Origin of the sequence: Micromonospora matsumotoense, assembly GCF_050951065.1 — a bacterium.
GTDB classification, from domain to species: Bacteria; Actinomycetota; Actinomycetes; order Mycobacteriales; family Micromonosporaceae; genus Micromonospora; species Micromonospora matsumotoensis.
In genome coordinates this window covers 4411711-4434326 of the sequence record NZ_CP192025.1, presented here as the reverse complement: position 1 = coordinate 4434326, position 22616 = coordinate 4411711, and the positions used below count along the sequence as shown (strand labels likewise).

At 73.4% G+C, this 22616-nt stretch carries 23 protein-coding genes; 19 read left to right on the top strand and 4 right to left on the bottom strand.

What is annotated here, in order from left to right; translation table 11 throughout:
- Nucleotides 1-5: 5 nt before the first annotated feature.
- From ACQP1S_RS19400 to ACQP1S_RS19360, 9 genes are all read left to right on the top strand, one after another.
- The gene (locus ACQP1S_RS19400) at nt 6-1595 is read left to right on the top strand and encodes an ABC transporter ATP-binding protein (protein WP_432897363.1); all 1590 of its coding nucleotides are present in this window, start codon (nt 6-8) and stop codon (nt 1593-1595) included.
- Nucleotides 1595-2929, top strand: a complete 1335-nt coding sequence (locus ACQP1S_RS19395) for an ABC transporter permease (protein ID WP_432897361.1) — start codon at nt 1595-1597, stop codon at nt 2927-2929. The genes ACQP1S_RS19400 and ACQP1S_RS19395 overlap by 1 nt, the downstream gene beginning before the upstream one ends.
- Complete coding sequence (locus ACQP1S_RS19390; RefSeq protein WP_363670530.1) at nt 2926-3840, top strand: ABC transporter permease; 915 nt, start codon at nt 2926-2928, stop codon at nt 3838-3840. The genes ACQP1S_RS19395 and ACQP1S_RS19390 overlap by 4 nt, the downstream gene beginning before the upstream one ends.
- Nucleotides 3841-4117: 277 nt before the next feature.
- Nucleotides 4118-5062: an alpha/beta fold hydrolase gene (locus tag ACQP1S_RS19385; protein ID WP_432897358.1), complete on the top strand. Its 945-nt coding sequence runs from the start codon at nt 4118-4120 to the stop codon at nt 5060-5062.
- 4 nt (nt 5063-5066) lie between these two features.
- Entirely contained in the window at nt 5067-6314 is a 1248-nt protein-coding gene (locus ACQP1S_RS19380; RefSeq protein WP_432897355.1) for a histidine kinase, read from the top strand.
- Nucleotides 6311-6913 carry a response regulator transcription factor gene (locus ACQP1S_RS19375; RefSeq protein WP_432897352.1) on the top strand — a complete coding sequence of 201 codons (603 nt, stop codon included), beginning with the start codon at nt 6311-6313 and terminating at the stop codon, nt 6911-6913. Before ACQP1S_RS19380 ends, ACQP1S_RS19375 begins: the two co-directional genes overlap by 4 nt.
- A 240-nt stretch (nt 6914-7153) precedes the next feature.
- Entirely contained in the window at nt 7154-8365 is a 1212-nt protein-coding gene (locus ACQP1S_RS19370) for a helix-turn-helix domain-containing protein (RefSeq protein ID WP_432897349.1), read from the top strand.
- 186 nt (nt 8366-8551) lie between these two features.
- Nucleotides 8552-8719, top strand: a complete 168-nt coding sequence (locus tag ACQP1S_RS19365) for a hypothetical protein (protein ID WP_432897346.1) — start codon at nt 8552-8554, stop codon at nt 8717-8719.
- Nucleotides 8706-9911, top strand: a complete 1206-nt coding sequence (locus ACQP1S_RS19360; RefSeq protein WP_432897343.1) for a helix-turn-helix domain-containing protein — start codon at nt 8706-8708, stop codon at nt 9909-9911. The genes ACQP1S_RS19365 and ACQP1S_RS19360 overlap by 14 nt, the downstream gene beginning before the upstream one ends.
- 110 nt (nt 9912-10021) lie before the next feature.
- Here the strand turns inward: ACQP1S_RS19360 and ACQP1S_RS19355 are convergent, their stop codons facing one another.
- Nucleotides 10022-11050 carry an aldo/keto reductase gene (locus tag ACQP1S_RS19355; protein ID WP_432897340.1) on the bottom strand — a complete coding sequence of 343 codons (1029 nt, stop codon included), beginning with the start codon at nt 11048-11050 and terminating at the stop codon, nt 10022-10024.
- A 186-nt stretch (nt 11051-11236) separates the two neighbouring features.
- Between ACQP1S_RS19355 and ACQP1S_RS19350 the strand changes: the two genes are divergently transcribed.
- From ACQP1S_RS19350 to ACQP1S_RS19340, 3 genes are all read left to right on the top strand, one after another.
- Entirely contained in the window at nt 11237-11686 is a 450-nt protein-coding gene (locus ACQP1S_RS19350) for a VOC family protein (protein ID WP_091243671.1), read from the top strand.
- Nucleotides 11674-12126, top strand: a complete 453-nt coding sequence (locus ACQP1S_RS19345; protein ID WP_432897338.1) for a nuclear transport factor 2 family protein — start codon at nt 11674-11676, stop codon at nt 12124-12126. The genes ACQP1S_RS19350 and ACQP1S_RS19345 overlap by 13 nt, the downstream gene beginning before the upstream one ends.
- Before the next feature lie 259 nt (nt 12127-12385).
- Nucleotides 12386-13141 (top strand): IclR family transcriptional regulator, encoded by a 756-nt coding sequence (locus ACQP1S_RS19340; RefSeq protein ID WP_432897335.1) that lies wholly within the window; start codon nt 12386-12388, stop codon nt 13139-13141.
- An 18-nt stretch (nt 13142-13159) separates the two neighbouring features.
- Here ACQP1S_RS19340 and ACQP1S_RS19335 read toward each other — a convergent pair whose 3' ends face one another.
- Nucleotides 13160-13969: an IclR family transcriptional regulator gene (locus tag ACQP1S_RS19335; protein WP_432897332.1), complete on the bottom strand. Its 810-nt coding sequence runs from the start codon at nt 13967-13969 to the stop codon at nt 13160-13162.
- A gap of 49 nt (nt 13970-14018) precedes the next feature.
- Nucleotides 14019-15350, bottom strand: a complete 1332-nt coding sequence (locus ACQP1S_RS19330) for a hypothetical protein (protein ID WP_432897329.1) — start codon at nt 15348-15350, stop codon at nt 14019-14021.
- Between the two features lie 212 nt (nt 15351-15562).
- On the opposite strand from ACQP1S_RS19330, the gene fdxA reads away from it, so the two are divergent.
- From fdxA to ACQP1S_RS19295, 7 genes are read left to right on the top strand one after another with little or no spacing between them, the layout of a single operon-like run.
- Nucleotides 15563-15874, top strand: a complete 312-nt coding sequence (gene fdxA / locus ACQP1S_RS19325) for a ferredoxin (protein WP_432897326.1) — start codon at nt 15563-15565, stop codon at nt 15872-15874.
- A complete protein-coding gene (locus tag ACQP1S_RS19320; protein WP_091243649.1) occupies nt 15874-16854 on the top strand; it encodes an NAD(P)/FAD-dependent oxidoreductase in 981 nt (326 codons plus the stop codon). Before fdxA ends, ACQP1S_RS19320 begins: the two co-directional genes overlap by 1 nt.
- A complete protein-coding gene (locus ACQP1S_RS19315) occupies nt 16851-17771 on the top strand; it encodes a fumarylacetoacetate hydrolase family protein (protein ID WP_432897322.1) in 921 nt (306 codons plus the stop codon). The genes ACQP1S_RS19320 and ACQP1S_RS19315 overlap by 4 nt, the downstream gene beginning before the upstream one ends.
- Nucleotides 17768-18934, top strand: a complete 1167-nt coding sequence (locus tag ACQP1S_RS19310; protein WP_432897320.1) for a hypothetical protein — start codon at nt 17768-17770, stop codon at nt 18932-18934. The genes ACQP1S_RS19315 and ACQP1S_RS19310 overlap by 4 nt, the downstream gene beginning before the upstream one ends.
- Nucleotides 18935-18941: 7 nt before the next feature.
- Nucleotides 18942-19841 carry an aldolase/citrate lyase family protein gene (locus ACQP1S_RS19305; RefSeq protein WP_432897317.1) on the top strand — a complete coding sequence of 300 codons (900 nt, stop codon included), beginning with the start codon at nt 18942-18944 and terminating at the stop codon, nt 19839-19841.
- A 25-nt stretch (nt 19842-19866) separates the two neighbouring features.
- Nucleotides 19867-20241, top strand: coding sequence for a cupin domain-containing protein (locus ACQP1S_RS19300; RefSeq protein WP_357774587.1), 375 nt, complete (start codon nt 19867-19869; stop codon nt 20239-20241).
- Between the two features lie 5 nt (nt 20242-20246).
- Nucleotides 20247-21146 (top strand): ribokinase, encoded by a 900-nt coding sequence (locus tag ACQP1S_RS19295; protein ID WP_363670499.1) that lies wholly within the window; start codon nt 20247-20249, stop codon nt 21144-21146.
- Between the two features lie 240 nt (nt 21147-21386).
- Here the strand turns inward: ACQP1S_RS19295 and ACQP1S_RS19290 are convergent, their stop codons facing one another.
- On the bottom strand, nt 21387-22496 hold the full coding sequence (locus ACQP1S_RS19290) for an acetamidase/formamidase family protein (RefSeq protein WP_432897313.1): 1110 nt from the start codon (nt 22494-22496) through the stop codon (nt 21387-21389).
- Between the last annotated feature and the right edge of the window lie 120 nt (nt 22497-22616).

Genomic DNA, 22616 nt, shown 5'->3' with positions numbered 1-22616 from the left:
GGACTGTGGACGTTGACGACAAGCTGACGCCGGCTCTCACCCTGCGCGGGGTCAGCAAGCGTTACGGTCCGGTCGTCGCCTGCGACGCCGTGGATCTCGCCGTACGACCCGGCGAGATCCACGGCCTGCTCGGCGAGAACGGGGCCGGAAAGTCGACCCTGATGAAGATCCTCCTCGGCCTGGTGCACCGCGACGCCGGCACCATCACGCGCGGCACCGAACCGGTCGAGATCGACAGTCCGCAGGTCGCCGTCGAACTCGGCCTGGGCATGGTGCACCAGCACTTCAGCCTGATCGAACCGCTCACCGTCTGGGAGAACGTCATCCTCGGCGACACCGGGCGGATCGACCGGGCGGCGGCCTGCGCCCAGGTCGAGGAGGTGTCCCGCCGCTACGGGCTGCCCATCGACCCGCACGTGCGGGTAGACCGGCTCTCGGCCGGGGAACGGCAGCGCGTCGAGCTGATCAAGTGCCTGCGCCGCGACCCGTCCGTGCTGATCCTGGACGAGCCGACCTCGGTGCTCACCCAGGCCGAGTCGGCGGAACTGTTCACCGTGCTGCGCCGGGTGGTGCAGGCGGAGCGGCGGGCGGTCATCCTGATCAGCCACAAGCTCGCGGAGATCATGGCGGCCACCGACCGGGTGACCGTGCTGCGGCGCGGCGCGGTGGCGTTCCACGGCGCGACGAAGGACACCACCGCCCAGGAACTCGCCCGGCAGATGGTCGGCCGGGAGGTGTCGTTGCAGGCCGAGAGCGCGGCGCTGGGCCTGCTGCCCGTCGAGCGTCCCGCGCCGGTCGCGGGTGCCGACGGTACGGAGGTCGCCCCGTCGGCCGCGGGCCCGACGCAGGAGAAGCCGGCGGTGTTACGGCTGCGCGAGGTGACCCTGCTCGTCGGCGGCCTGCCGGTGCTGGACCGACTCAGCCTCGACGTGGCCCCCGGCGAGATCGTCGGTCTGTACGGGGTCGAGGGCAACGGCCAGGCCACCGTCGGTGAGCTGCTGTCCGGGCTGCTCGTCCCCGACTCCGGCACCGTCGAGATCGACGGCCGCCCGGTCGACCTCGTCCGCCCCGGCGCGCTGCACCACGCCGGCCTCGGCATCGTGCCCGAGGACCGGCACCACTCCGGGGTGGTGCTGGACATGAGCGTCGCCGAGAACCTGGTGATGAAGTCCCTCGCCGGGGTCACCACCCGCGGGGTGCTCAGCCGGCGGCGGATGCACCGGATCGCCCAGCGGCAGATGACCGAGTTCAACATCGTGGCGCCCTCGCCCGACACTCCGCTGCGCAGCCTCTCCGGCGGCAACCAGCAGCGGGTGGTGCTGGCCCGGGAGTTGTCCGCCGGCCCGAAGGCGCTGGTCGCCGCCCAACCCACCCACGGGCTGGACGTCGGCGCGATCGAAGACATGTACGTGCGGCTGCGGCAGGCCGCCGCGGAAGGGGTGGCGGTGTTGCTGATCTCCACGGAGTTGGAGGAGGTGATGGCCCTGGCCAACCGGATCGCGGTGATCTCCTCCGGCCGGATCGTCGGGGTGCTCCCCACCGCCGAGGCCACCGCCGAGCGGCTCGGCATGCTGGTCGGCGGGGTGAGTCACTGATGGCCACCCTCGGCATCGACGGCACCGGCCAGCGGCTGCTGCGCCGGCTCAACCCCGGACCCGGCGGCTGGCAGGTCGGCCTTGCCACGGTCGCCACGGTGGGCGTCGCGGTCGGCCTGTCCGCCCTGCTGATCGCGGTCACCGGCGGTTCGCCGACCGCCTCCGCCAAGGCCCTCTACCAGGGCAGCATGGCCTCCCCGGCGGCCTGGTCCACCTCCCTGCTCTATGTCGCGCCGCTGCTGCTGGTCGCGGTCGGGGCCTGCGTCAGCGCCCGCTCCGGCTTCTTCAACATCGGCCAGGAGGGGCAGGTGCTGATCGGCGCGCTCGCCGGCGCGTGGGTCGGTCTGCGGCTGGCCGTGCCCGGGCCGCTGCTGCTCGTTTTGGTGCTGCTCGCCTCGGTGGTCGGGGCCGGGATCTGGGCCGGGCTCAGCGCCCTGATGTACCGGTTCCGGGGCGTCAACATCGTGGTGAGCACGATGCTGATGACCTTCCTGGCCCAGCAGCTCGTCTCGTTCGCGGTGAACACCCCGTGGCTGCTCCAGGAGTCCCGGCTGGGCCGGGGCACCCTGTCTCCGCAGTCCAACCCGGTGCCGGAGAACGCCCGGCTCGCCTCCCTCGGCGACTACCCGAACCTCCAGCTCAACGGCGGTCTGGTGCTGGCCGTCGTGGTGGCGGTGGCGCTGGCGCTGGTGATGGCCCGTACCCGCTGGGGTTTCCGGTTGAAAATGGTCGGCCTCAACCCGGCGACGGCCCGGCACGCGGGCGTGCGGGTCGGCGCCCTCGGCGGCATCGCGCTGGCGATCTCCGGGGCGCTGGCCGGCCTGGCCGGTGCGCTGCTGCTGACCAGTCCGGTCAGCACCAACCGGTTGCAGCCGGGGATGTCGCTCAACATCGGGTGGGACGGCCTGCTGGTCGCCCTGGTCGCCCGGAACAATCCGCTGCTGGCCATCCCGGTGGCGGTACTGTTCGGCGTGCTGCGGGCCGGCGGCAGCTTCCTGGCCGCCACCGGTGTGCCGTCGTTCCTGGTCGACGTGGTCAAGGCGCTGCTGGTGCTGGCCTTCGTCGCGCCCCCGGTGGTGATCGGCATGCTGCGCCGACGTCGCCTGGCCGACGAGCCGGCGACCCCCACCTCCACCCCGACGGCACCGGCCGCTCCGATGGGCGCTCCGGCCCCGACGGCGCCGACCGCCGGGTCGGCCGAGGCTGCCGGGTCGGCCCCGGCCGGATCGGCGGCCCCGGTGCCCGGCCCCCGGACCACCGCGCCGCCACCGGCGGACCCCGGCGACGCCGGGACCGCCGGCAACAAGGACGCCATGGAAGGCAGGTTGGCATGAGCGCCGCCGACAACATCGCCACCATCCTCTCCAGCGGGGCCCGGCTCACCGTGCCCCTGGCCTTCGCCGCCTGCGGGGAGTACGTCGCACAGCGCGCCGGCACCCTGAACATCTCCGTCGAGGCGATGATGCTCGGCGCGGCGTTCGGCTCGATCGCGGTCGCCAGCGCCACCGGCAGCGCCACCATCGGCCTGGTGGCCGGCGCGCTGGTCGGGGTGGCGGTGGCGTTCGTGCACGGCGTCCTGTCGCACCGGGTGCAGATCAACACCTTCGTGGTCGGCCTGGTGCTCAACGCCCTGGTGCTCGGCCTGACCAGCTACCTGATCACGGTGAGCACCTTCACCGGCCACCAGGTCTGGCAGGTGAACGTCCCCGGGCTGCGGGACATCCCGATCATCGGGCCGATGCTGTTCGTCCAACGCTGGCCGGTCTATCTGCTGCTGGCGGTGATCCCGCTGACCTGGTGGCTGGTCGAGCGCAGCCGGTGGGGGCTGGAGCTGCGGGCGGTGGGGGAGAACCCGCAGGCCGCCGACGTGAGCGGGATCGAGGTCAACCGGCGACGACGGCAGGCGCTGCTCTGGTGCGGGCTGCTCGCCGGGCTGGGCGGGGCCTACCTGGCGGTCGGCGAGGTGGGGTCGTTCAACCAGAACATGACCGCCGGCCGGGGTTACCTGGTCATCGCGGCGGTCATCTTCGGGGCCTGGCGGTTGGGCCGTACCCTGATCGGCTGCGTCGTCTTCGGTCTGGCCGACGCGATGCGGCTGGCGCTGCCGGCGCTCGGGGTCACCATGAACTCGCAGCTGCTGATCGCCGCGCCCTACCTGCTCGCCCTGCTGGCGATGCTGGTGTTCGCCACCACCCACCGCGAACCCCGGGCGCTGGCCCAACCGTTCCAACGCGGCACCACCTGACGGGGGATTCCTCGACTCCGGTCCGCCCACACGGCGCAGCGGCCACCCTCCTCCGGTGGCGGTCGCTGCGCCGTGTGGGTCCTGGGTCGGCACCCGCCCGCCGTGGTGGTCGTATCTCGTTGATCACGAGGACCCGGGGGCTCACGGGGCATACCATGACTTTTTGTCACGATCGGTCGTGACAGCAGGACACTTCCGCAGCGCCTCGCGCGCTTGATTGGCTGGTCAGGCATCACGGGAGTGATCCGGATGCGCCGCCGATCCGAAATGAGAACCCATGCGAAAGCCCGTGCGAGTCGTGCTCACCACCCTCGGTGTCCTGGTCGCCGTGCCGGTGCTCCTGCTCGCGACCACCGCCGTGGTGAACGTGGTGGCGACGAAGTCGGAAGCCTCCTCGATCACCCGTTACGGGCAGCTCGTGCCCGTGGACGGCAAGCAGATGAACGTGGTGGTCGCGGGCAGCGGTGCCGAGACGGTCGTGCTCCTGCCCGGCCTCGGCACCGCCGCCCCCGGGCTCGACTTCCAGCCGCTGATCACGGAACTGCGGAGCACCTACCGGGTCGTCGCGGTCGAACCGTTCGGCACCGGCCTGAGCGACCCCGCCGACACCGACCGCACCGCCGCGAACATCACCCGGGAGGTGCACGAGGCGCTCCAGCACCTCGGCATCGACCGTTACGTGCTGATGGGCCACTCGATCGCCGGGATCTACGCGCTTACCTACAGCGCCAGCTACGCCGACGAACTCGTCGCCTTCGTCGGCATCGACAGCAGCGTCCCCGACCAGCCCGGCCGGGACGAGCCGATCCCGACCGGGGTGATCGTCGGCCTGAGCAAGCTCGGCATCACCCGGGCGCTGGCGGCGATCGCCGACGACCCGTACGCGGGCCTGCCCTACGACGAGCGGACCAGGAAGCAGCTGCGGTTGCTCAGCGCGAAGAACACGGCCGCCCCGACCATGGTCGACGAGATGGACCACGCCTCGGCGAACTTCGCCGCGGTCAGCGGGAAGACCTTCCCGAAGGGGCTGCCCGTCCTGTTGTTCGTGCGGTCGGACGACCCCGACGTGGCGGGCTGGGTCGCGCTCCACGAGCAGCAGGCGGCGAGCGTCGACACCGGTCAGGTCGTTCTCCTGACGGGCGACCACTACCTGCACCACACCCTGTCGCCGGAGATCGCCCAGCAGACCAGGGCTTTCCTGGCGGCGCGGTCGCTACGCTGAGCCGGTGACGGACACCTGGCCGGGTGCACCGCGGGTGACCGCCGACCTCAGGGCGATGCGGCTGTTCACGGTGTTCTCCCTGGGGCTGGGGATGCTCGTCGGCGGCGTCGTGCAGCTGGTGCTCGGCGCGGGCACGGCCACCGGCGTGCGGGCGGTCACCCTCCTGGTCGCCACGATCGCCGCCGTCCTGGTGGGGCTGGCCGCGATCCCGCTGCTGCTCCGGGCCCCCGACGAGGCGACGCCCGGGCATCCACTCGTCCTCGTGCTGCTGGCGCTGTCCGGCGCGGTGTGGGTGCTGGCCGTGCTGCCGCCGTTCGCGGGCTGGGGGTGGGCGTTCACGCTCGCGATGGCGGGCGGCGTGCTCAGTTGCCTCGTGCGGGGCTGGTGGCGGGCGGCGGTGATCCTCGGCTCCTGGGCCGCGATCGGGCTCGGCGGCCTTATCGGCGTGCTGGCCCGGCCGCAGGCCGCCGTCGTGGCGTGGCGTGCCGAAGCGGGTGCCGAGGCCGTCGTGATCGGCACCCTCGCGCTGGTCACGCTGCTGCCCCTGAGCGCGGTCTGGGTGCAGCAGGTGGTGTGGCGGCTGGAACACGCCCGCCGGCTCGCGTCCGACCTGGCGGTGGCGAAGGAACGGCTCCGGTTCGCCACCGACCTGCACGACATCCAGGGCCACAACCTGCAGGTGATCGCGTTGAAGAGTGAGCTGGCGGAGCGGCTGCTGCCCGATCGGCCCGAGCGGGCCGGCCGGGAGATCGCCGAGATCCGCCGGATCGCGCAGGTGGCCCTCGACGACACCCATGCCGTGGTGAACGACTACCGCACCGTCACCGTGGCGGTGGAGGCGCGCAACGCGGCGGCGGTGCTGCGCTCCGCCGGCATCCGCTGCGCGGCGCGCATCGAGACACCGGACCTGCCGGTGGCCCTCGGCGCGGTGTTCGCCGTCGCGATCAGGGAGGCGGTGACGAACGTGCTCCGGCACAGCAGGGCGACCGAAGCCACGATCGCACTCGTCCGCGTCGCGGCGGAGTACCGGCTGACCGTCACCAACGACGCCGCAGGCGTGCCGCGCCGGGACGGAACGGGCCTGGCCGGCCTCACCCAACGCGTCGCGGCCCACCGCGGGACGGTCGAGACCACCCGAGAGGACGACACCTTCACCCTGATCGTCCGCATTCCCGCGACGGACGCCGCCGTGCCGGGGCCTGTTCCGCAAGAGCGGACCCCGCCGGGGAGAGGAAAGGGGAACCGCCGGTGATCCGGATCGTGATCGCCGACGACGAGGAACTCATCAGGGGCGCGCTCGTGGCGTTGCTCTCCCTCGAACCCGACATCGAGGTCGTCGCGGATGTCGCCGACGGCGAAGCCGCGGTCGCGGCTGCCGTCGCGCACCGACCCGACCTGACCCTGCTCGATCTCGAAATGCCGGGACTCGACGGGGTCGACGCCGCCCGACGACTGCTGCGTCTCGTTGCGACGCAGGTCGTCATCGTCACCCGACATGCCCGACCGGGGACGTTGAAGCGTGCGTTGAGCGCCCGGGTGCACGGCTTCGTGCCGAAGTCCACCCCCGCGTCGGAGCTGGCCAGGATCATCCGGTCGGTCGCCGCAGGCGAACGCTACATCGATGCGCGTCTCGCCGCGTCGGCCCTCACCGAGCAGGAGAGCCCGCTGACGCCCCGGGAGATCGACGTGCTGAGACTGACCCGGGACGGCCTGCCCACCAAGAACATCGCGCGGCAGCTCGGCCTGGCCCACGGCACCGTCCGCAACCACCTCTCGTCCGCGATGGCGAAACTGGACGTCGATTCGCGCACCGCCGCCGCCACGATCGCCTGGGAACACGGCTGGATCTGAGCGTCCGGCCGTGGGACGCCCCGTTGACGCTTTTCGCTATTTCGCCGATATGGCGGTATCGAAGTGACGTGATGCCGCAACATCGGCGACATTGAGTCGATCGAGGCTGTTGCCGGTAAGTCGGCGGGCAACCGTGACGGCGTGGAACGAGGGGTTATGCGGTGACGGGACGCTCGGTAGCGTTGGTGTGACGGCGGCCGGTGGGCCGGTGGCGCATCCCGTGCTGACGAGGAGGTCGGGGTGGATTCCTTGCCGGAGTTGACGTTCGGGCAGCGGTTGAAGGTCTACCGGGAGCGTTCCGGCAAGACCCGCGCAGTGCTCGGCGGGTTGGTCGGCCGGAGTGCCGAGTGGGTCAAGGCGGTGGAGACCGATCGTATTCTGCCGCCGCGTATTCACATGTTGGACCGGATCGCGCGCGCCCTCAAGGTCGACGTCTCCGTTCTCGCTGGTGAGCTGGGCAACCGGGCGGCGGTGGTCAACGGCCCGGAGCATCCGGCGCTGGCGTCGGTGCGGGACGCGGTGAACCGCTTCGTGGTCCTTCCGGATGCTCCGGCCGAGTCGTTGTCCAGCCTGCGGGAGCGGCTTGCGGCGGCGTGGCGGGCGCGTCATCAGGCGTCCGATCACCGGACGGTGCTGGGTGCGTTGCTTCCCGGCCTGCTGCGGGATGTGCAGCACGCCGCTCTAAGGTGCGAGGGCACGCAACGACGACAGGCGCAGGCGTTGTTGGCCGAGACGCTCGGGCTGGTGCAGATGTTCCTCGCCTACCAGCCGGCTGCGGAGCTGATCTGGCGGGTTGCGGATCGGGCGATGGTGGCGGCGCAGGAGTCGGGCGACTCCGAGGCGATCGCCAGCGCTGGGTGGTTCCTGGGGCAGGTGCACCGCGACTCCGGCGATTGGGATACCGCGATGGTGGTGACGCTGGACGTGCTGTCCGCCCTGGAACCCCGGGCGGCTGAGGGGGGTACGGGTCTGCTAGCCCTGTGGGGGGCGCTGAACTTCGAGGCCGCCTACACCGCGGCTCGGGCGGGAGAGGAGGGCCGGGCATGGCGGTACTGGGACCGCGCGGACCGGGTCGCGCAGCGCCTGCCGCAGGGCTTCTACCAGTCGCAGACGTCGTTCTCCCAGGTCATCATGGGTGCTCATGCCGTGACCGTGGCCGTGGAGTTGCAGAAGCCAGGCGAGGCGCTGCGGCAGGCACGCCGGCACGAGGCGGCGGCGATTCCGTCGAGGCCACGCCGGGCGCGGCACCTGATCGAGGTCGCCCGGGCGCACTACGGCAAGGGTGACAAGGAGACGACCGTGGCGACGCTCCGGCAGGCGTACGAGTCGGCCCCGGAGACGATCCGTTTCAACGGGTATGCCCGGCAGATCACCCTGGACCTGCTCGACGGTCCACGGTCCACCCGCGACGAGGCCCGCGACCTCGCGGTGAAGGTCGGCCTCGTCCCGTGAACCGGGGGTAGAAACCCTACCCATTCCCCATGGTCACCGTACGTAACGTCTTCCGCACGGGATGCGGCGGGCGGTGCGACGTCGCCTGGTCGCCGCGTCCCCCTCAGCACGGAGGCGAGCGATGCCCCGTGATCCGGCGCGGCGGCTCCCGACCACACCGCCGCGCCCCTTCCGAAGGGGACGCGCGTGGGTGAGCTGGACAGTGATCGGGGCGCAAGCCGGGGCGAGCAGATCCAGGCGGCGGAGCGGGAGGCGGCGCGGCAGCGGCTGCTCGCGCAGGCCGAGGCGGAGCGGATACCGGTGGAGGAGACGACCCGGGCGGTGCCGGATCGGCGGTGGCGTGGTGGACGGTAGCGGGTTGTTGCCGGTGGGTCGGCGGGTGGCGTACTGGCGGGGGCGGCGCAACCTGTCGCAGCAGGTGTTCGCCGACCGGTTGGGCAAGTCGAAGAGCTGGGTGGACAAGGTCGAGCGGGGTGTCCGCACCCTGGACAAGGTGTCCACCCTTCAGGACATCGCCGTCGTGTTGCGGATCGACACCAGCGTGCTGCTCGGCCGGGACGTTCCGCCGGCCGGGACGGCGGGGCAGGTCGAGGGGGTGGGGCGGGTCCGGGAGGCGCTGTCGACGTACGACATCGTGGTGGGCCGGCCGGCAGCGCCGGGTCAGGTGCTGTCGGTGGATCGGCTGGCGCGGGACGTCAGCCTTGCCTGGGCGACGTTCCAGCACGCCCGGTATCCGCAGCTGACCGGGATGCTTCCGGGGTTGTTGGCAGGCGCCCAGCGCGCCCATGCCGCTGATCCGGCGGCGGGCCGGGTGGTACTGGTGCAGGCGTACCGGCTCACCGCGTCGCTGCTGGTCAAGCTGGGTGAGCTAGAGCTGGCGTGGTTGGCCGCCGATCGGGCGATGACCACCGCAGCCGGTGACGTGGTGCTGGTGGCCGCCGCGACCGTGCCGCTGGTGCAGGTGTTGCGCGCGTCGGGGCGGGCGCATACGGCCCGGTCGACGGCGCTGGCCGCCGCGTACCGGATCGCCCCGCCCGACCTCGATGCTGCGCCCGCGCCGGTGCTGTCGCTGTGCGGGACCCTGGTCGTGCAGGCCGCGTTGGCCGCCGCCCGGGTCGGCGACGACCGGGCCACGGCCGACCTGCTCGACGAGGCGGCGGCGATGGCGGCCCGGGTCGGCGACGGGCACGACCACCACCGGACCGGGTTCGGGCCGGTCGCGGTGGACCTGGCCCGGGTCGCCGCCGCCCTCGACCTGGGCGACGCCGGTGACGCGGTGGCCCGGCACGAGAAGACCACCACCTGCGACGCCTGGCGGTGGTTACCCGCCGAACACCGCGCCGCCCACCTGCTCGACGCCGCCCGCGCCTACCTGCACGTCGGCGACCCGGTCAGCGCCGGCCGCGCCCTGCTGGCCGCCGAGCGCACGGCCCCCGGCGAGGTACGCCACCGGCCCGCCGCCCACGCGGTGCTCATCCCACTGGCCCACGACCCGCACGCCCCCACCATGATCGTCCAGCTCGCCGCCGCCCTCCGGGTGACCTGAGGATGACCGCCTCGTTGCTGTCGCTGGCCCAGATCCGCAACCGGCTGATCCTCCAGGCCCGCCGCGCCGGGCGGCTCGCCGCCGATGGCCGCTGCCCCTGTGCGGGACGGTCAGGGACGACGGCGCAGGGTCGGGTCGGTCAGCGCCGGCACCTGGTAGCCGGCGTCGGCCGGGTTGACGTCGTGGCCCGGCCGGACCAGCGTGTCGATCCGGTCCAGCACGTCGGCCGGCAGCCCGGCCGGCTCCCCGGCGGGCAGTTGGCTGCGCAGTTGGGCCAGGGTGCGTGGGCCGATGATGGCGCTGGTCACCGCCGGGTGGCTCAGCACGAAGCCGAGCGCCAGCTCGATCAGGGTCAGGCCGCTCTCGTCGGCGAGCGTGGCCAGCTCGTCGACCAGGGCGAGCTTGCGGTCCCGGGTGGCGGCGTCGCGGAAGTCGAAGTGGTCGCCGTTGCGCCCGGCGCGGGAGTCCGCCGGCACCGCCGTGGACCGGTACTTGCCGGTCAGCCAGCCGCCGTTGAGCGGGCTGAACACCAGCACGCCGAGCCGGTACCGGGCGGTGGTGGGCAGGGCGGCGGCCTCGACGCCCCGGGTCAGGATCGAGTAGCCGAGCTGTTCGGTGGTGAAGCGTTCCCGCTGCCGGCGTTCGGCCACCCACTGCGCCTCGACGATCTGCTCGGCCGGGAACGCCGAGGTGCCGATCATCCGGACCTTGCCCTCCCGGACCAGGTCGGACAGCGCGCCGAGGGTCTCGTCGACGTCGGTGAGCGGATCGGGCCGGTGCACCTGGTAGAGGTCGATCCAGTCGGTGCCGAGCCGGCGCAGGCTGCCCTCCACCGCCTGCCGGATCCAGCGGCGGGAGTTGCCGCGCCGGTTGCGGTCGTCCCCCATCGGCTCGTGGAACTTGGTGGCCAGCACCACGTCGTCGCGCCGGCCACGCAGCGCCCGGCCGAGGATCTCCTCGGACTCGCCGTGGGCGTACACGTCGGCGGTGTCGACCAGGTTGATCCCGGCGTCGAGCGCCTCGGCGACGATCCGATGGCACTCCTGCTCGTCGGGGTTGCCCCAGGCGCCGAACATCATGGTGCCGAGGCAGAGGGTGCTCACCTCGACCCCGGTTCCGCCCAGTCTGCGGTACTGCATGATCCGATCGACCTCCCGTACGCGGTGTGCCCCCACGCTGGCACGCCGGCCGGCCGGTGGCACCGTCCCGGCGCGTCGAACCCGGCACGCCGGCTTTGTGTCCCCGGCACATCGACCCCGCCGCCGAACAGTGAATAGGCTGGTGGAGGCGATAATGATGGACATTTCGGTACGGTGGAGGTAACAGTGGCGACCGGTCTGACCCAAGCCCGATGGACGCACGTGGCGTTGCCCACCGGCGACCTCGACAAGGCGATCTCCTTCTACACCGCGCTCACCCCGCTGGTGGTCGTGGAGCGGTTCGCCGACGCCGACGGGGAGAGCGTCTGGCTCTCCAACGACAAGCAGGCCGACACCCCGTTCGTGCTGGTGCTCGTCTCGTTCAACAAGGACAAGGGCGGCCAGCTCGGTCTGCTGCACCCGTTCGCGCACATCGGCATCGAGGTGCCGCAGCGTGCGGACGTCGACGAGATCGCCGCGCGGGCCCGGGAGCTGGGCTGCCTGCACTGGGAGCCCCGCCAGATGCCGCCGCCGGTCGGCTACATCTGCGCGCTGAAGGACCCCGACGGCAACGTCATCGAGATCTCCCACGACCAGCAGGTCTTCGACACCGTGCGGCGTCGGTGGGGGAGCTGACCGCAGCGTCCACCCGCGCCGCCGTACTGCGGTACCTGGCGGCGTTGAACGCCCACGACGCCGATGCCGTCGCCGGCTGCGTCAGCGCCGACTTCGTCAACGAGCACACCGCCGCCCTCGGCCGGACGGTGGTCGGCCGGGTCCGTTACCGGGCCCGGCTCGACGGCTTCCTCGCCGAGTTCGTCGACCTGCGCTACGAGGTGGAGGAGCTGCTCGTCGACGGTGACCGGGCGGCGGTGGCCTACCGGATGTCGTTCCGGCTGGTGTCGGCCGGCCGGGCACCGGTGCGCATCCGCGGCGTGTTCCGGTTCCGGGTCGACCCGGACGGGCTGATCGCCCACCGGGTCGACTACTGGGACAGCGGCGAGGTGCACCGTCAGCTCGCCGCGGCCACCGGACCGCCGCCCGCCCCCGGTTCGGGGGCGGGCGGCCCGGCGTAACCCGCCCCCCGCGCCGCGTCCCCGGGCGGCGATCTTGGTGGCAGATGGCCCCTCCGGGGGCCGCGATCCTCCAAGATCTGTCGGGACACCGCGCGTCGCCGTGCGGGACCGGCCACGTGCCGGGCCTGTCCGTTGTCGGGCGGGACGCCGGTTGCGGGGGAGAAGTCGGCGGCGTGGTGTGGTGTCCGTGTCGCCGGATGCGGTCGGTGCTCGGTAGAGTTCGCCTTTCGGTGGACGGCGGCGAGTGCGGGGTGACGCGGTGACGGGCGGAGTCGACGAGCCGGCCGGTGACGCGCCGGCGATCCAGACCGTGCAGCGGGCCGCCACGATCCTCCAGGCGTTCTCGGTCGAGCGGCCCCGGCTCACCCTGGCCGAGTTGACCGCCGACCTGGCCATCAGCCGGGCCACCGCGCACCGGTACGCCCGCGCGTTGCGGGCGGCCAACCTGCTGCGCTTCGACGTGGCCACCGCCACCTACACGCTGGGTCCGCAGGTGTTGGCGATGGAGGCCGCCGCCCGTGCGGCGCTGCCCATCGTCACCGCCGCCGAGCCGTACCTGGACCGGCTCACCCGGTTGACCAACCAGACCTCGGTGCTCAGCGTCTGGAACGGTGAAGTGCCGACGGTGGTCCGCTGCATGGACAACACCAGCGGTGACGTGCGGTTGAGTGTGCGCACCGGCTCGCCGTTGGATCTGCTCCGCTCGGCGCAGGGCCGGGTGTTCTGCGCCTACCTGTCGGCCGCCGAGGCGCCCGCGGTGGCCCGCCAGTTGCGGCTGTCGGCGGGGTTGCGGGTGGTGGTCGAGCAGGTCCGCCGGGACGGTTTCGCCGCCAACTCCCCGGAGGATTTCGGGGTACGCGTGCTGGCCGCGCCGGTGTTCGAGCGTACCCAGGTGGTGGCGGCGTTGGCCGTGCTGGGCACCAGCACGACGCTGTCCGGCGCGGTGGAAGCCGCCGCGGCGGACAGCGTCGTGCTGGTGGCCCGGGAGTTGTCCGAGGCGCTCGGCGCAGGCTGAGCCGGGGCCTCCCGCCCGTCAGCGGTGGCCGTTGCTGCCGGCCGGGGGGTGGTGGCCGTTGCCGCCGCTGCCCAGCTCGGCGGTGACCAGGGCGGCGACGCGTTGCAGGGCGATGGCGAGCGGGCTGTCGGTGCCCTCGGGGACCGAGGTGGTGGTGCCGACGATCGCCATGGCGGCGATCAGGGTGCTGCCCCGGAAGATCGGCGCGGCGATGCTGCGGACCCCGTTGGCCGAGGGCGTGTTGGCCGAGATGCCGGTACGCCGGATCTTGTCGACCTCCCGGCGCAGCTCGGCGGAGGCCGCGATCTCGCCGGCCAGCCCCGGGACGTCGGCCTCGGGGAGGAAGGCGCAGAACACCCGGCCCTGGGCGGACTCGGTGCGCGACAGCCGCGAGCCGGTACGCACGCTGACCCGGATGACCCGGTCGGTGTTGTCGTCGGCGCGGACCACCACGGCGGTGTCGCCGTCCCAGACGCTGAGCACGACGGTCTCGTCGATCTCACGGACCAGTTGCTGCATGCGCGGGCCGGCGATGCTGATCACCGGCATCGCCGCGCGGGCGGCGGCGGAGAGGGTCAGGATCTGTGGACCGAGGGAGTAAAGTCCCTCCCGCTCGTCGTAGCGCAGCAGGTTGCTCTCCCGCAGCGCCTTGGTGTAGCGGTGCGCGGTGGCCTTGCTGGTGCCGAGGCTGGCGGTGAGTTCGTTGAGGCTCAGGCGCGGACGTGCCGCCGTGAACGCGTTGAGGATGACCGCCGCGCGCTGCACGGTCTGGATCGCCGGTGAGCTGGGATCAGCGCTCTTGACCGGCGAAGGGGCATCGTCCGCCATCTGGATTCCTTTGTGCGCAGAGTGAGACAGTATCATGGCATATGACACGTCAGCCTGTCGATGCCTGCTGGTGCCGCAGTGCGATGTCGGCGTACAACCGGGCGAAGCGCATCAGTTCCGGCACCGCGTACCTTTCCCGTCGGGGATCGGTCGGATCGGGCGGTAGCGCCGGCGGGCCCAGTCGGACCGTCGGCACCCCCCGTCGACGCAGCACCACCCCGTCGGTCGAGCCGGTCCAGCCGCGCACCGGTGGGGCCGGCCGACCGTATGCGGCGAGCCAGGCTCTGCCCGCGTGCCGGCAGATCGGCGCGTCCGTCGGGGTGGCGGCGGACGGATGGGCCGGGTGGCCGGCCACCGCCAGCCCGCAGCCGGCCAGGGGAGTGCCCCGCAGTCGCTGGACCAGGGTCGCCCGCAGCGCGTCGGTGATCTGCCCCGGATCGTCTCCGGGCACCGTGGTCAGGTAGAGGTGGACGTCGACCGCCCCGGGCAGCAGGTCGGGTTTGCCCGGTTGGCCGGCCCGGACCGCCCCGATGCCCAGTTCCGCGCCGACCAGGGCGTCCGGGTCGGCCCGACGGGCCAGGTGCGCGCGCCGGAACTCCTCCAGCGCCTCGACGAGCACGCCGAGGTGGGTGAGCAACCCGCCCGGGGGGGTGGCGGTGTCCCGGAACAGGGCCGGATGGAACCCGCTGGACAGTCGTACCCGCAGGAACATCGCCCCGGGCTCGGCGGTGAGGATGCCCGGGCTGGTCTTGGCCACGATCGCGGCGGCCGGCAGTGGCCGGTCGCGCAGGTGGTGGAGCACCCCGCCGGTGGTGGGGGCGGGCGCCACCCCGTCGTCCGGACCGGCGGTGGGATCGTCGCGGTGGGTGCCGGTGGCGGCGAGCAGCAGGGTCAGCCGGTGCGGCCGGCCGGCGGCCCGGCAGGCCTCGGCCGCGGCGGCGTAGCCGACCAGGGCGGCGGCGGCTGCCGCCCGCGCCACCCCGAGGCCGAAGCCGCTGACCACCTCGCGGGCCGGGCCGGACAGCTCCAGCGCGGGGGCGGGGGTGCGTCGACCGGTGATCGGGGCGTCGAAGTCGGTGGCACCGGTCAGTGAGGTGTCCAGGTGTGAGTAGATCAGCAACTCGGGGCGTGCACCGAGGTCGGAGCCGCCGACCAGGTTGGCGCTGTCCGGCGTGGCCGCCGTGCGCGGCACCGGGTCGACCCGCCAGGACAGCTCGGGCCAGCGGGTGGCGGCCCAGTCGGCGACCCGGTGCGCGGTGGCCCGTTCCCGGCCGTACGGGCTCGGCTGCGCGGTGAGCGCCGCCAGGGCGTCGAGCAGGGTGGCCTCGTCGACCGCCCGTTCGGCGGCGTGGCGCAGGGTCGCCGGCACCTCGTCGTCCATCCGGTTCCTCTCGCCAGCGTGACTTCATTCAAGATGACGTCTCGTATGTTGACATACTCTGGGCCAGGTCTCTAGCGTGGCCTGACACCCAACGACATCGCCCCCGCATCCGGCGACGTCACGGAACGGGCCCGGCACGCCGGATCGGCTGCGCGCCCCGACCTGCCGCGTCGGCTCGGATGTGGCGGGCCGACCGAACCGCAGGAGGACCGATGACCTACGTGGTCACCGACGAATGTGTGGACGTACAGGATCGGTCCTGCGTCGAGGAATGCCCGGTGGACTGCATCTACGAGGGCGACCGGATGATGTACATCAACCCCGACGAGTGCGTCGACTGCGGGCGCTGCGAGCCGGTCTGCCCGGTCACCTCGATCTTCCATTTCGACGACCTGCCCGCCGACCGGGCCCGCTTCGGGCCGATCAACGCCGAGTTCTTCAGCGAGATCGGCACCCCGGGCGGCGCCCGCAAGATCGGCCGGGTCGGCCACGACCACCCGGCCGTCGTGGAAAGCGCCAGCTGATGGCCCCGCGGCACGAGGTCGATCTCGCCATCATCGGCGCCGGGCCGGCCGGCCTCTACGCCACCTACTACGCCGGCTTCCGGGGGATGAGCGTGGCGGTGATCGACTCGCTGCCCGAACCCGGCGGGCAGATCGCCGCCCTCTACCCCGAGAAGGCGATCTACGACATCGCCGGGCTGCCCGCCGTCCGGGGCCAGGAACTCGTCGACGCCCTGCTCACCCAGGCCGCCACCGCCAAGCCGACGTTCCTGCTCGGAGAGAGCGCCGTCGAGCTGACCTGCGCCGAGGACCACGTGCTGATCGGCACCGACGTCGGCACCCAGGTCCGGGCGGCGGCGGTGCTGCTGACCGCCGGCATCGGCACCTTCACCCCCCGGGAGCTGCCGGTCGGCAGCGACCACCTCGGCCGGGGGCTGCGCTACTTCGTACCCCGGCTGGAGGAACTCACCGGGCAGGAGGTCGTGGTGGTCGGCGGCGGCGACTCCGCCGTCGACTGGGCGCTGGCCCTGGAGCCGTACGCCCGCAGCGTCACCCTGGTGCACCGACGGCCGCAGTTCCGCGCCCACGAGCGCAGCGTCACCCAACTGCACGACTCGACCGTGCGGGTGCTCACCCCGTACGAGGTGTGCGGGATCGACGGGGAACAGACCGTCGAGGCGGTGCACCTCGCCGAGGTGCGCGGCGAGGGCCGGGAGACCCTGCCCGCCCAGGCGGTGGTGGCCGCGCTCGGTTTCATCGCCGACCTCAGCGCGATGGAGCGGTGGGGACTGGAGATGCGTCGCCGCTACGTCGCCGTGGACCGGACGATGCGCACCAACCTGCCCCGGGTCTTCGCCGCCGGCGACATCACCGACTACGACGGCAAGGTACGCCTCATCTCGGTCGGCTTCGGTGAGGCCGCCGCCGCCGTCAACAACCTGGCCCCGCTGGTCAACCCGGCGCTGGGCACCGTTCCCGGCCACTCCTCGGACGCGGCATGACCGCCCCGGGGCCCACCGCCCCGCACCTGGTCGTCACCCGGTACGGGCTGGGCCGGATCACCGGCGACGACGTCGAGCTGCTCGACCTGCCGTACCCGGACGTGGCGGCCCTGCTGCGCGCCGGCCTCGGGCTCACCCCGGCCGCCGAGGCCCGGGTCCGTCGCCGGCTGCCGCTGGAGACCCTCGTCGGCGATCTGCGCCCACCGCTGGCCGGCACCCGGGCGGTGTGGGGGGTCGGGCTGAACTACCACTGCAAGGCCCGGACCACCGGGCGGGCGCTGCCCACCCGACCGGTGCTCTATCTCAAGTCGCCCAGCGCCGGTTCCGGCCCGGGGGACACCGTGCCGCTGCCCGGCTCGGTCAGCGAGCAGCCCGACTACGAGGGTGAGGTGGCTCTGGTCGTCGGCGCGCGGATGCACCACACGCCGGCCGAGCAGGTCTGGGCGCAGCTCGCCGCGATCACCGCCGCCAACGACCTGACCGCCCGGGACGTGATGGCCGCCACCGGCAACCCCACCCTGGCCAAGAGCTTTCCCGGCTTCGGGGCCCTGGGCGCGTCCGTGCTCGGCCTGGGTGCGGTCGCCGACCGCGAGGCCATCGGGGTCCGCACCACCGTCAACGGCGAGCTGCGTCAGCAGGCCAGCACCGCCGACCTGATCTTTCCGGTGCCCGAGCTGCTGGCCTGGATCACCCGGTACGTGGTGCTGGAGCCCGGTGACGTGGTGCTCACCGGCACCCCGACCGGCACCGGCCAGGACCGGGGCTGCTTCCTGGGCCCCGGCGACCTGGTGGAGGTCACCGTCGCCGGGGTGCTGCCCCTGCGTACCCGGTTCCGTGCCGAGAGCCCGGACCACCCCGCGCCGGCCGCCGTCAGCGCGTCGACCCACTCGCTTCGCACAGAGAGCCCGATGTCATGAGTGAGAATTCCGACCGATACGACCTGGTGCTGGCCGGTGGCCAGGTGTTCGACGGCGAGACCGGGGCCAGTCGGGTCGCCGACGTCGCGGTCACCGGCGACCGGGTGGCCCGGATCGCGCCCGGCCTCGCCGCCGACGCCGTCCAGGTGGTCGACTGCACCGGGCAGTACGTGCTGCCCGGCCTGGTCGAGGCGCACACCCACATCTTCGCCGAGGTCTCCAAGGTCGGCGCCCCGCCGGACGAGGCGCACCTGCACCGGGGTGTCGTCGCCGCCTGCGACGCCGGCACGGTCGGCGCGTCCACCTTCGCCGCCTTCGAGCGGTACGTCGCCGAGCCGGCCCGGATGCGGCTGGTGAACTTCCTCAACGTCTCGGTCCTCGGCCTGATCGACTTCCGGTTCGGCGAGCTGATGAACCCGGGCACGCTGGTCCCCGAGGACGCGCTGGCGGTGGCCGAGGCGAACCCGCACCGGGTCCGCGGCTTCAAGATCCGGCTCTCCGAGGACGTCGTCGGGCTGGACTGGCGTCCGCTGCTCAAGCGGTCCCTGGCGCTCGCCGCCGAGGCCGGCCTGCCGCTCATGATCCACATCGGCGAGACGCCGGAGCCGCTGCCGGTGATCCTGCCCCTGCTGCGCCCCGGCGACGTCGTGGCGCACTGCTACACCGGCAAGCCGTACGGCATCCTCCACGACGGCACCGTGCTGCCCGAGGTGTACGCCGCCCGCGAGCGCGGGGTGCTGTTCGAATCCGCCCACGGCAAGAGCAACCTCAGCTTCGCCGTCGCCCGGCCGGCGATCGCGCAGGGCTTCCTGCCCGACGTGGTCACCTCGGACACCAGCGCCCGCAACTGGCGCGGCCCGGTCTTCGACCTGGTCACCAGCATGGCCAAGCTGCGGGCGATGGGGATGACCCTGGAGCAGTTGGTGCCCCGGGTGACGTCCGCACCGGCCCGGCTGACCGGCCTGGACGCCGAGGGTTACGGCAGCCTGGTCGAGGGCGGCCCGGCCCACGTCACCGTGCTGGCCGAGGCGGAGGAGGCGGTGCTGCCCGACGCCGCCGGCAACAAGATCACCGCGCCCCGGCTGGAGCCGAGCGTGGTGCTGCTCGCCGGTGAGCAGGTGCCGACCGTGCCGTGGCGCGGCCTGCCCGCCACCGGGGCGTGACCCGCTGATGTCCGCCGCCGAGCCGCAGCCGGGGAGCGCGGCGTCGACGTCCACCGGGTCGACGCCGGGTAGTGCGGCGTCGATGCCCGCCGGGTCGACGCAGGCGTCGACGTCCGCCGAGCCGACGACGCCCACCGGCGTGCACGGGTCCCGCGCCCGGCTGCGGGCCGTGCTGCGCGGCGGCGGGCAGCTCGTCGGCACCTTCGTCAAGCTGCCCGGTGCCGACGTGATCGCCCTGGCCGCCCGCGCCGGCGTCGACTTCGTCGTGGTCGACCTGGAGCACTCCGGGCTGGACGAGCGCACCGCCACCGACCAGCTCCGGCTCGCCGCCCTGGCGGGCCTGCCGGCGCTGGTCCGGGTGCCGGCCGTCGACCCCGGCCAGGTCAACCGGCTGCTGGAGGCCGGGGCCGTCGGGGTGCAGCTGTCGACCGTGCGTCGCCGGGCCGACGTCGAGGCGCTGCGCGCGGCCAGCCGGTACGCCCCACACGGGCGGCGCAGCATCAGCCTGGCGCACCCGTCGGCCGGGTACGGCGGCGACGGACTGGACCGGTACCTGGCGGCGGAGGCCGCGCACCCGCCCGTACTGGTGGCGCAGATCGAGACGGCGACCACCGACGACCCGTTGCCCGCCCTGCTGACCGGGGTGGACGTCGGCTTCGTCGGCACCACCGACCTGGCGGTGAGCCTGGGCCTGTCGGGCACCGACGACCCGGGGCCGTTGCTGCGGCGCACCGGGGACATCGCCGACGCGGCCCGCGCGACCGGGGCCGCTCTCGGCGGGTGGGTCGCCGAGCGCTCCGTCGGGGCGCTGGGCCGCTACGGCCTGACCGACGCGCGGTACCTCGTCGTCGGCTCGGACCTGCAACTGCTCGGTGCCGGCCTGCGACGGCTCGCCGCACCTGCCTGACCCGCCTGAGAAGGGACGCGTTCACATGCTCAATGCGCAGCTGTACGGCATCTCGGTCAACTGGGACGACATCCCGGCCACCGAGGTCCGCCCGGGGGTACGCCGCAAGGTGTACGCCACCGACGAGGTCCTCTTCGCCTGGCACGAGCTGGCCGTCGGGATGGACCTCAACCCGCACCACCACGACGACTTCGACCAGCTGGTGCTGATCCTCGGCGGCCGGTGCAACTACTACGTCGACGGCGTGCCGCACCCGATGGGGCCGGGCTCGCTGCTGCTGGTGCCGCGCGGCGCGGAGCACTACATCGAACCGACCGAGGGCCCGTGCATCAACGTGGACGTCTTCGCCCCGCCCCGGGCGGACTTCCTGCCGCACGCCTGGCGTCCGGGACAGGGCTGACCGTGATGACCGACATCGTCGTGGTGGGCAGCCTCAACGTGGACGTGGTGGTGCCGCTGCACGAGCTGCCCGCCCCCGGTCAGACCGTGCTCGGTGCGGCCGACCACCGGCGCACCGGCGGCGGCAAGGGCGCCAACCAGGCGGTCGCCGCCGCCCGGCTGGGTCGCCGGGTGGCGATGGTCGGCGCGGTCGGCATCGACGCCGACGGGGACTGGCTGCTCGGGCTGATCGCCGCCGAGGGGGTGGCCACCGAATCGGTGCTGCGTGCCCCCCGGCCGACCGGGCAGGCGATCGTGTTGGTCACCGCCGACGGCGACAGCACCATCGCGGTGAGCTCGGGGGCGAACATGTGGCTCGCGCCGGAGCACCTCGCGCCCCTGCGGGACCTGCTCGGGTCGGCGCGGGCGGTGCTGCTGCAACAGGAGGTCGACGCCGCGGTGGTGGCCGAGGCGGTACGCCTGGCGGAGGGCCTGGTGGTGCTCAACCCGGCCCCGGCCCGCCCGGTCGACCCGGCGACCCTGGCCCGGGTCGACGTGCTGGTGCCCAACCGGGGCGAGCTGGCCGCCCTGGCCGGTGCGTCGGCGACGGACGCCGGGGTCGACGGGTTGGCCGCGATGGCCCGCTCGCTGGGCACCCGGGGGCCGGTGGTGGTGACCCTCGGCGGTGACGGCGCGCTGGTGGTGACCACCGACCGGCAGTGGCTGGTGCCGGCGGAGCAGGTCGACGCGGTGGACGCCACCGGTGCCGGGGACACCTTCTGCGCCGCCCTGGCCGACGCGCTGCTCGACGGCGCGGCGATCGACGAGGCGGCCCGGTGGGCGAGCCGGGCGGCGGCGGTCACGGTCACCCGCCCGGGGGCGATGGCCGCCGCGCCGCGCCGCGCCGAGGTGCCCACCGCCGCCTGACCTGCCCGCCTGCGGTCCTGATTCTGCCGCCCGTCGTGCCGTTTGCGGCGAGGGAGCGGCCCGGCTCCGGCCGGCTGCGCGCGTTGCCCCCGGCTTGTCCCGGTCGGGGGCAGCGGCGTGGCGGCGGCTGCACCGGCGGGGCGGGCGCTGAGGTGCCACCCGGTCGATCCGGGTCCGCTGCCGACCTCCCGGTCCCGGCCCGCAGCACGGTGCCACGGGCCGGGACGTCACGCGCTCCGGTCAGAAGTGGGCCGGGAAGTCGGCCTTGCGGATCAGGCAGTGGATGCCTTTCACCCCGTCGACGACCTGGCTGACCTCGAAATCGGCGGCGGCGCTGAGGTAGGCCAGGGCGGTCTGCGGGGGCATGCCCTGGGTGCGGACGAGGAAGTCGACGGCGGCCCGGACGGCCCGCCGCATCGCCTCGTCGAGATCGCTGTGCAGGCCGACCGGCAGCCAGTGGGTGGCGGTCTCGCCGAACGGTCCGTCGATCCCGCCGAGCAGCAGGCCGGCCTGCGCCCGGGGGATGACCGACAGCCGCAGGGTGGCCCGCAGCGGTGCCTCCAGGGCGGTCAGCGCCACCTCGCCGTCGCCCTGGGCGTAGTGCGGGTCACCGGCGTAGAAACCCGCCCCGGGCAGCTGCACCGGCAGGTAGAGGGCCGAGCCGACCTGCAACTCGTTGATGTCGAGGTTGCCGCCGAAGGCGCCGGGCGGCACCGAGTGGACCGGCTCGTCGGTGTCGACGGCGACGCCCATCAGGCCGAGGAACGGCGCGAGGGGGAAGCGGGCCGCGCGACCGTCGCCGTACGGCAGGGTGCCGAACAACCGGCCGCCGTGGTGGACCACCGGGGTGAAGTGGCTGACGGTGCCGTACTCCCGGGGACCGTCGCCGTCCGGGCCGGTGTCGGTCGGGGTGAGCGGGTACTCCCCGGGCAGCGCGCCGTAGCCGTGCCGGCTGCTGATGAAGCCGTAGGGGGCGCGGATGAGCAGGTCGACGACCTCGACCCGGAGCAGGTCGCCGGGTTCGGCCCCGGCCACCGTGATCGGCCCGGTGACCACGTGCGGGCCGTCGGCGTCGTAGTCGTGGGCGACGTCGGAGGCGGCCAGGTTGCGGGCGTCGGTGAGCACCTGGTCGGTGGGTACGTCGAACTGCTTGAGGTAGCCGACGGGGTCGCGCCCCTGGTCCTCCAGGATCCCCTCGTGGCTGAGCGTGTCGATGGTCACGGTCTCGCCGGAGCCGACCCGCAGCACGGGTTCGTGCCGCCGGTTGGGCAGCCGGCCCCACAGGCAGGTGTCCGGGGTGCTGGGCAGGTAGTGGGTTCCACCGATCGGGCCATCGTGCGGCTGGAGCATGACATCCTCCGGGAGGGGTGACACCGGCTGGCGGTGCGACGGGACGGCGCTGCCCGGTGCGGGTGGCCGGCGGCCGGCGACGGGGTGCGCGGGCCGCATCCGGGGGCCGGTGATCGCCGT

Excerpts from the sequence above, each read along its gene's own strand:
- ACQP1S_RS19395 (WP_432897361.1), top strand. The coding sequence starts at position 1,595 with ATGGCCACCCTCGGCATCGACGGCACCGGCCAGCGGCTGCTGCGCCGG.
- ACQP1S_RS19390 (WP_363670530.1), top strand. The coding sequence starts at position 2,926 with ATGAGCGCCGCCGACAACATCGCCACCATCCTCTCCAGCGGGGCCCGG.
- ACQP1S_RS19385 (WP_432897358.1), top strand. The coding sequence starts at position 4,118 with ATGCGAAAGCCCGTGCGAGTCGTGCTCACCACCCTCGGTGTCCTGGTC.
- ACQP1S_RS19355 (WP_432897340.1), bottom strand. The coding sequence starts at position 11,050 with ATGCAGTACCGCAGACTGGGCGGAACCGGGGTCGAGGTGAGCACCCTC.
- ACQP1S_RS19335 (WP_432897332.1), bottom strand. The coding sequence starts at position 13,969 with ATGGCGGACGATGCCCCTTCGCCGGTCAAGAGCGCTGATCCCAGCTCA.
- ACQP1S_RS19330 (WP_432897329.1), bottom strand. The coding sequence starts at position 15,350 with ATGGACGACGAGGTGCCGGCGACCCTGCGCCACGCCGCCGAACGGGCG.
- fdxA (WP_432897326.1), top strand. The coding sequence starts at position 15,563 with ATGACCTACGTGGTCACCGACGAATGTGTGGACGTACAGGATCGGTCC.
- ACQP1S_RS19320 (WP_091243649.1), top strand. The coding sequence starts at position 15,874 with ATGGCCCCGCGGCACGAGGTCGATCTCGCCATCATCGGCGCCGGGCCG.
- ACQP1S_RS19315 (WP_432897322.1), top strand. The coding sequence starts at position 16,851 with ATGACCGCCCCGGGGCCCACCGCCCCGCACCTGGTCGTCACCCGGTAC.
- ACQP1S_RS19310 (WP_432897320.1), top strand. The coding sequence starts at position 17,768 with ATGAGTGAGAATTCCGACCGATACGACCTGGTGCTGGCCGGTGGCCAG.
- ACQP1S_RS19305 (WP_432897317.1), top strand. The coding sequence starts at position 18,942 with ATGTCCGCCGCCGAGCCGCAGCCGGGGAGCGCGGCGTCGACGTCCACC.
- ACQP1S_RS19300 (WP_357774587.1), top strand. The coding sequence starts at position 19,867 with ATGCTCAATGCGCAGCTGTACGGCATCTCGGTCAACTGGGACGACATC.
- ACQP1S_RS19295 (WP_363670499.1), top strand. The coding sequence starts at position 20,247 with ATGACCGACATCGTCGTGGTGGGCAGCCTCAACGTGGACGTGGTGGTG.
- ACQP1S_RS19290 (WP_432897313.1), bottom strand. The coding sequence starts at position 22,496 with ATGCTCCAGCCGCACGATGGCCCGATCGGTGGAACCCACTACCTGCCC.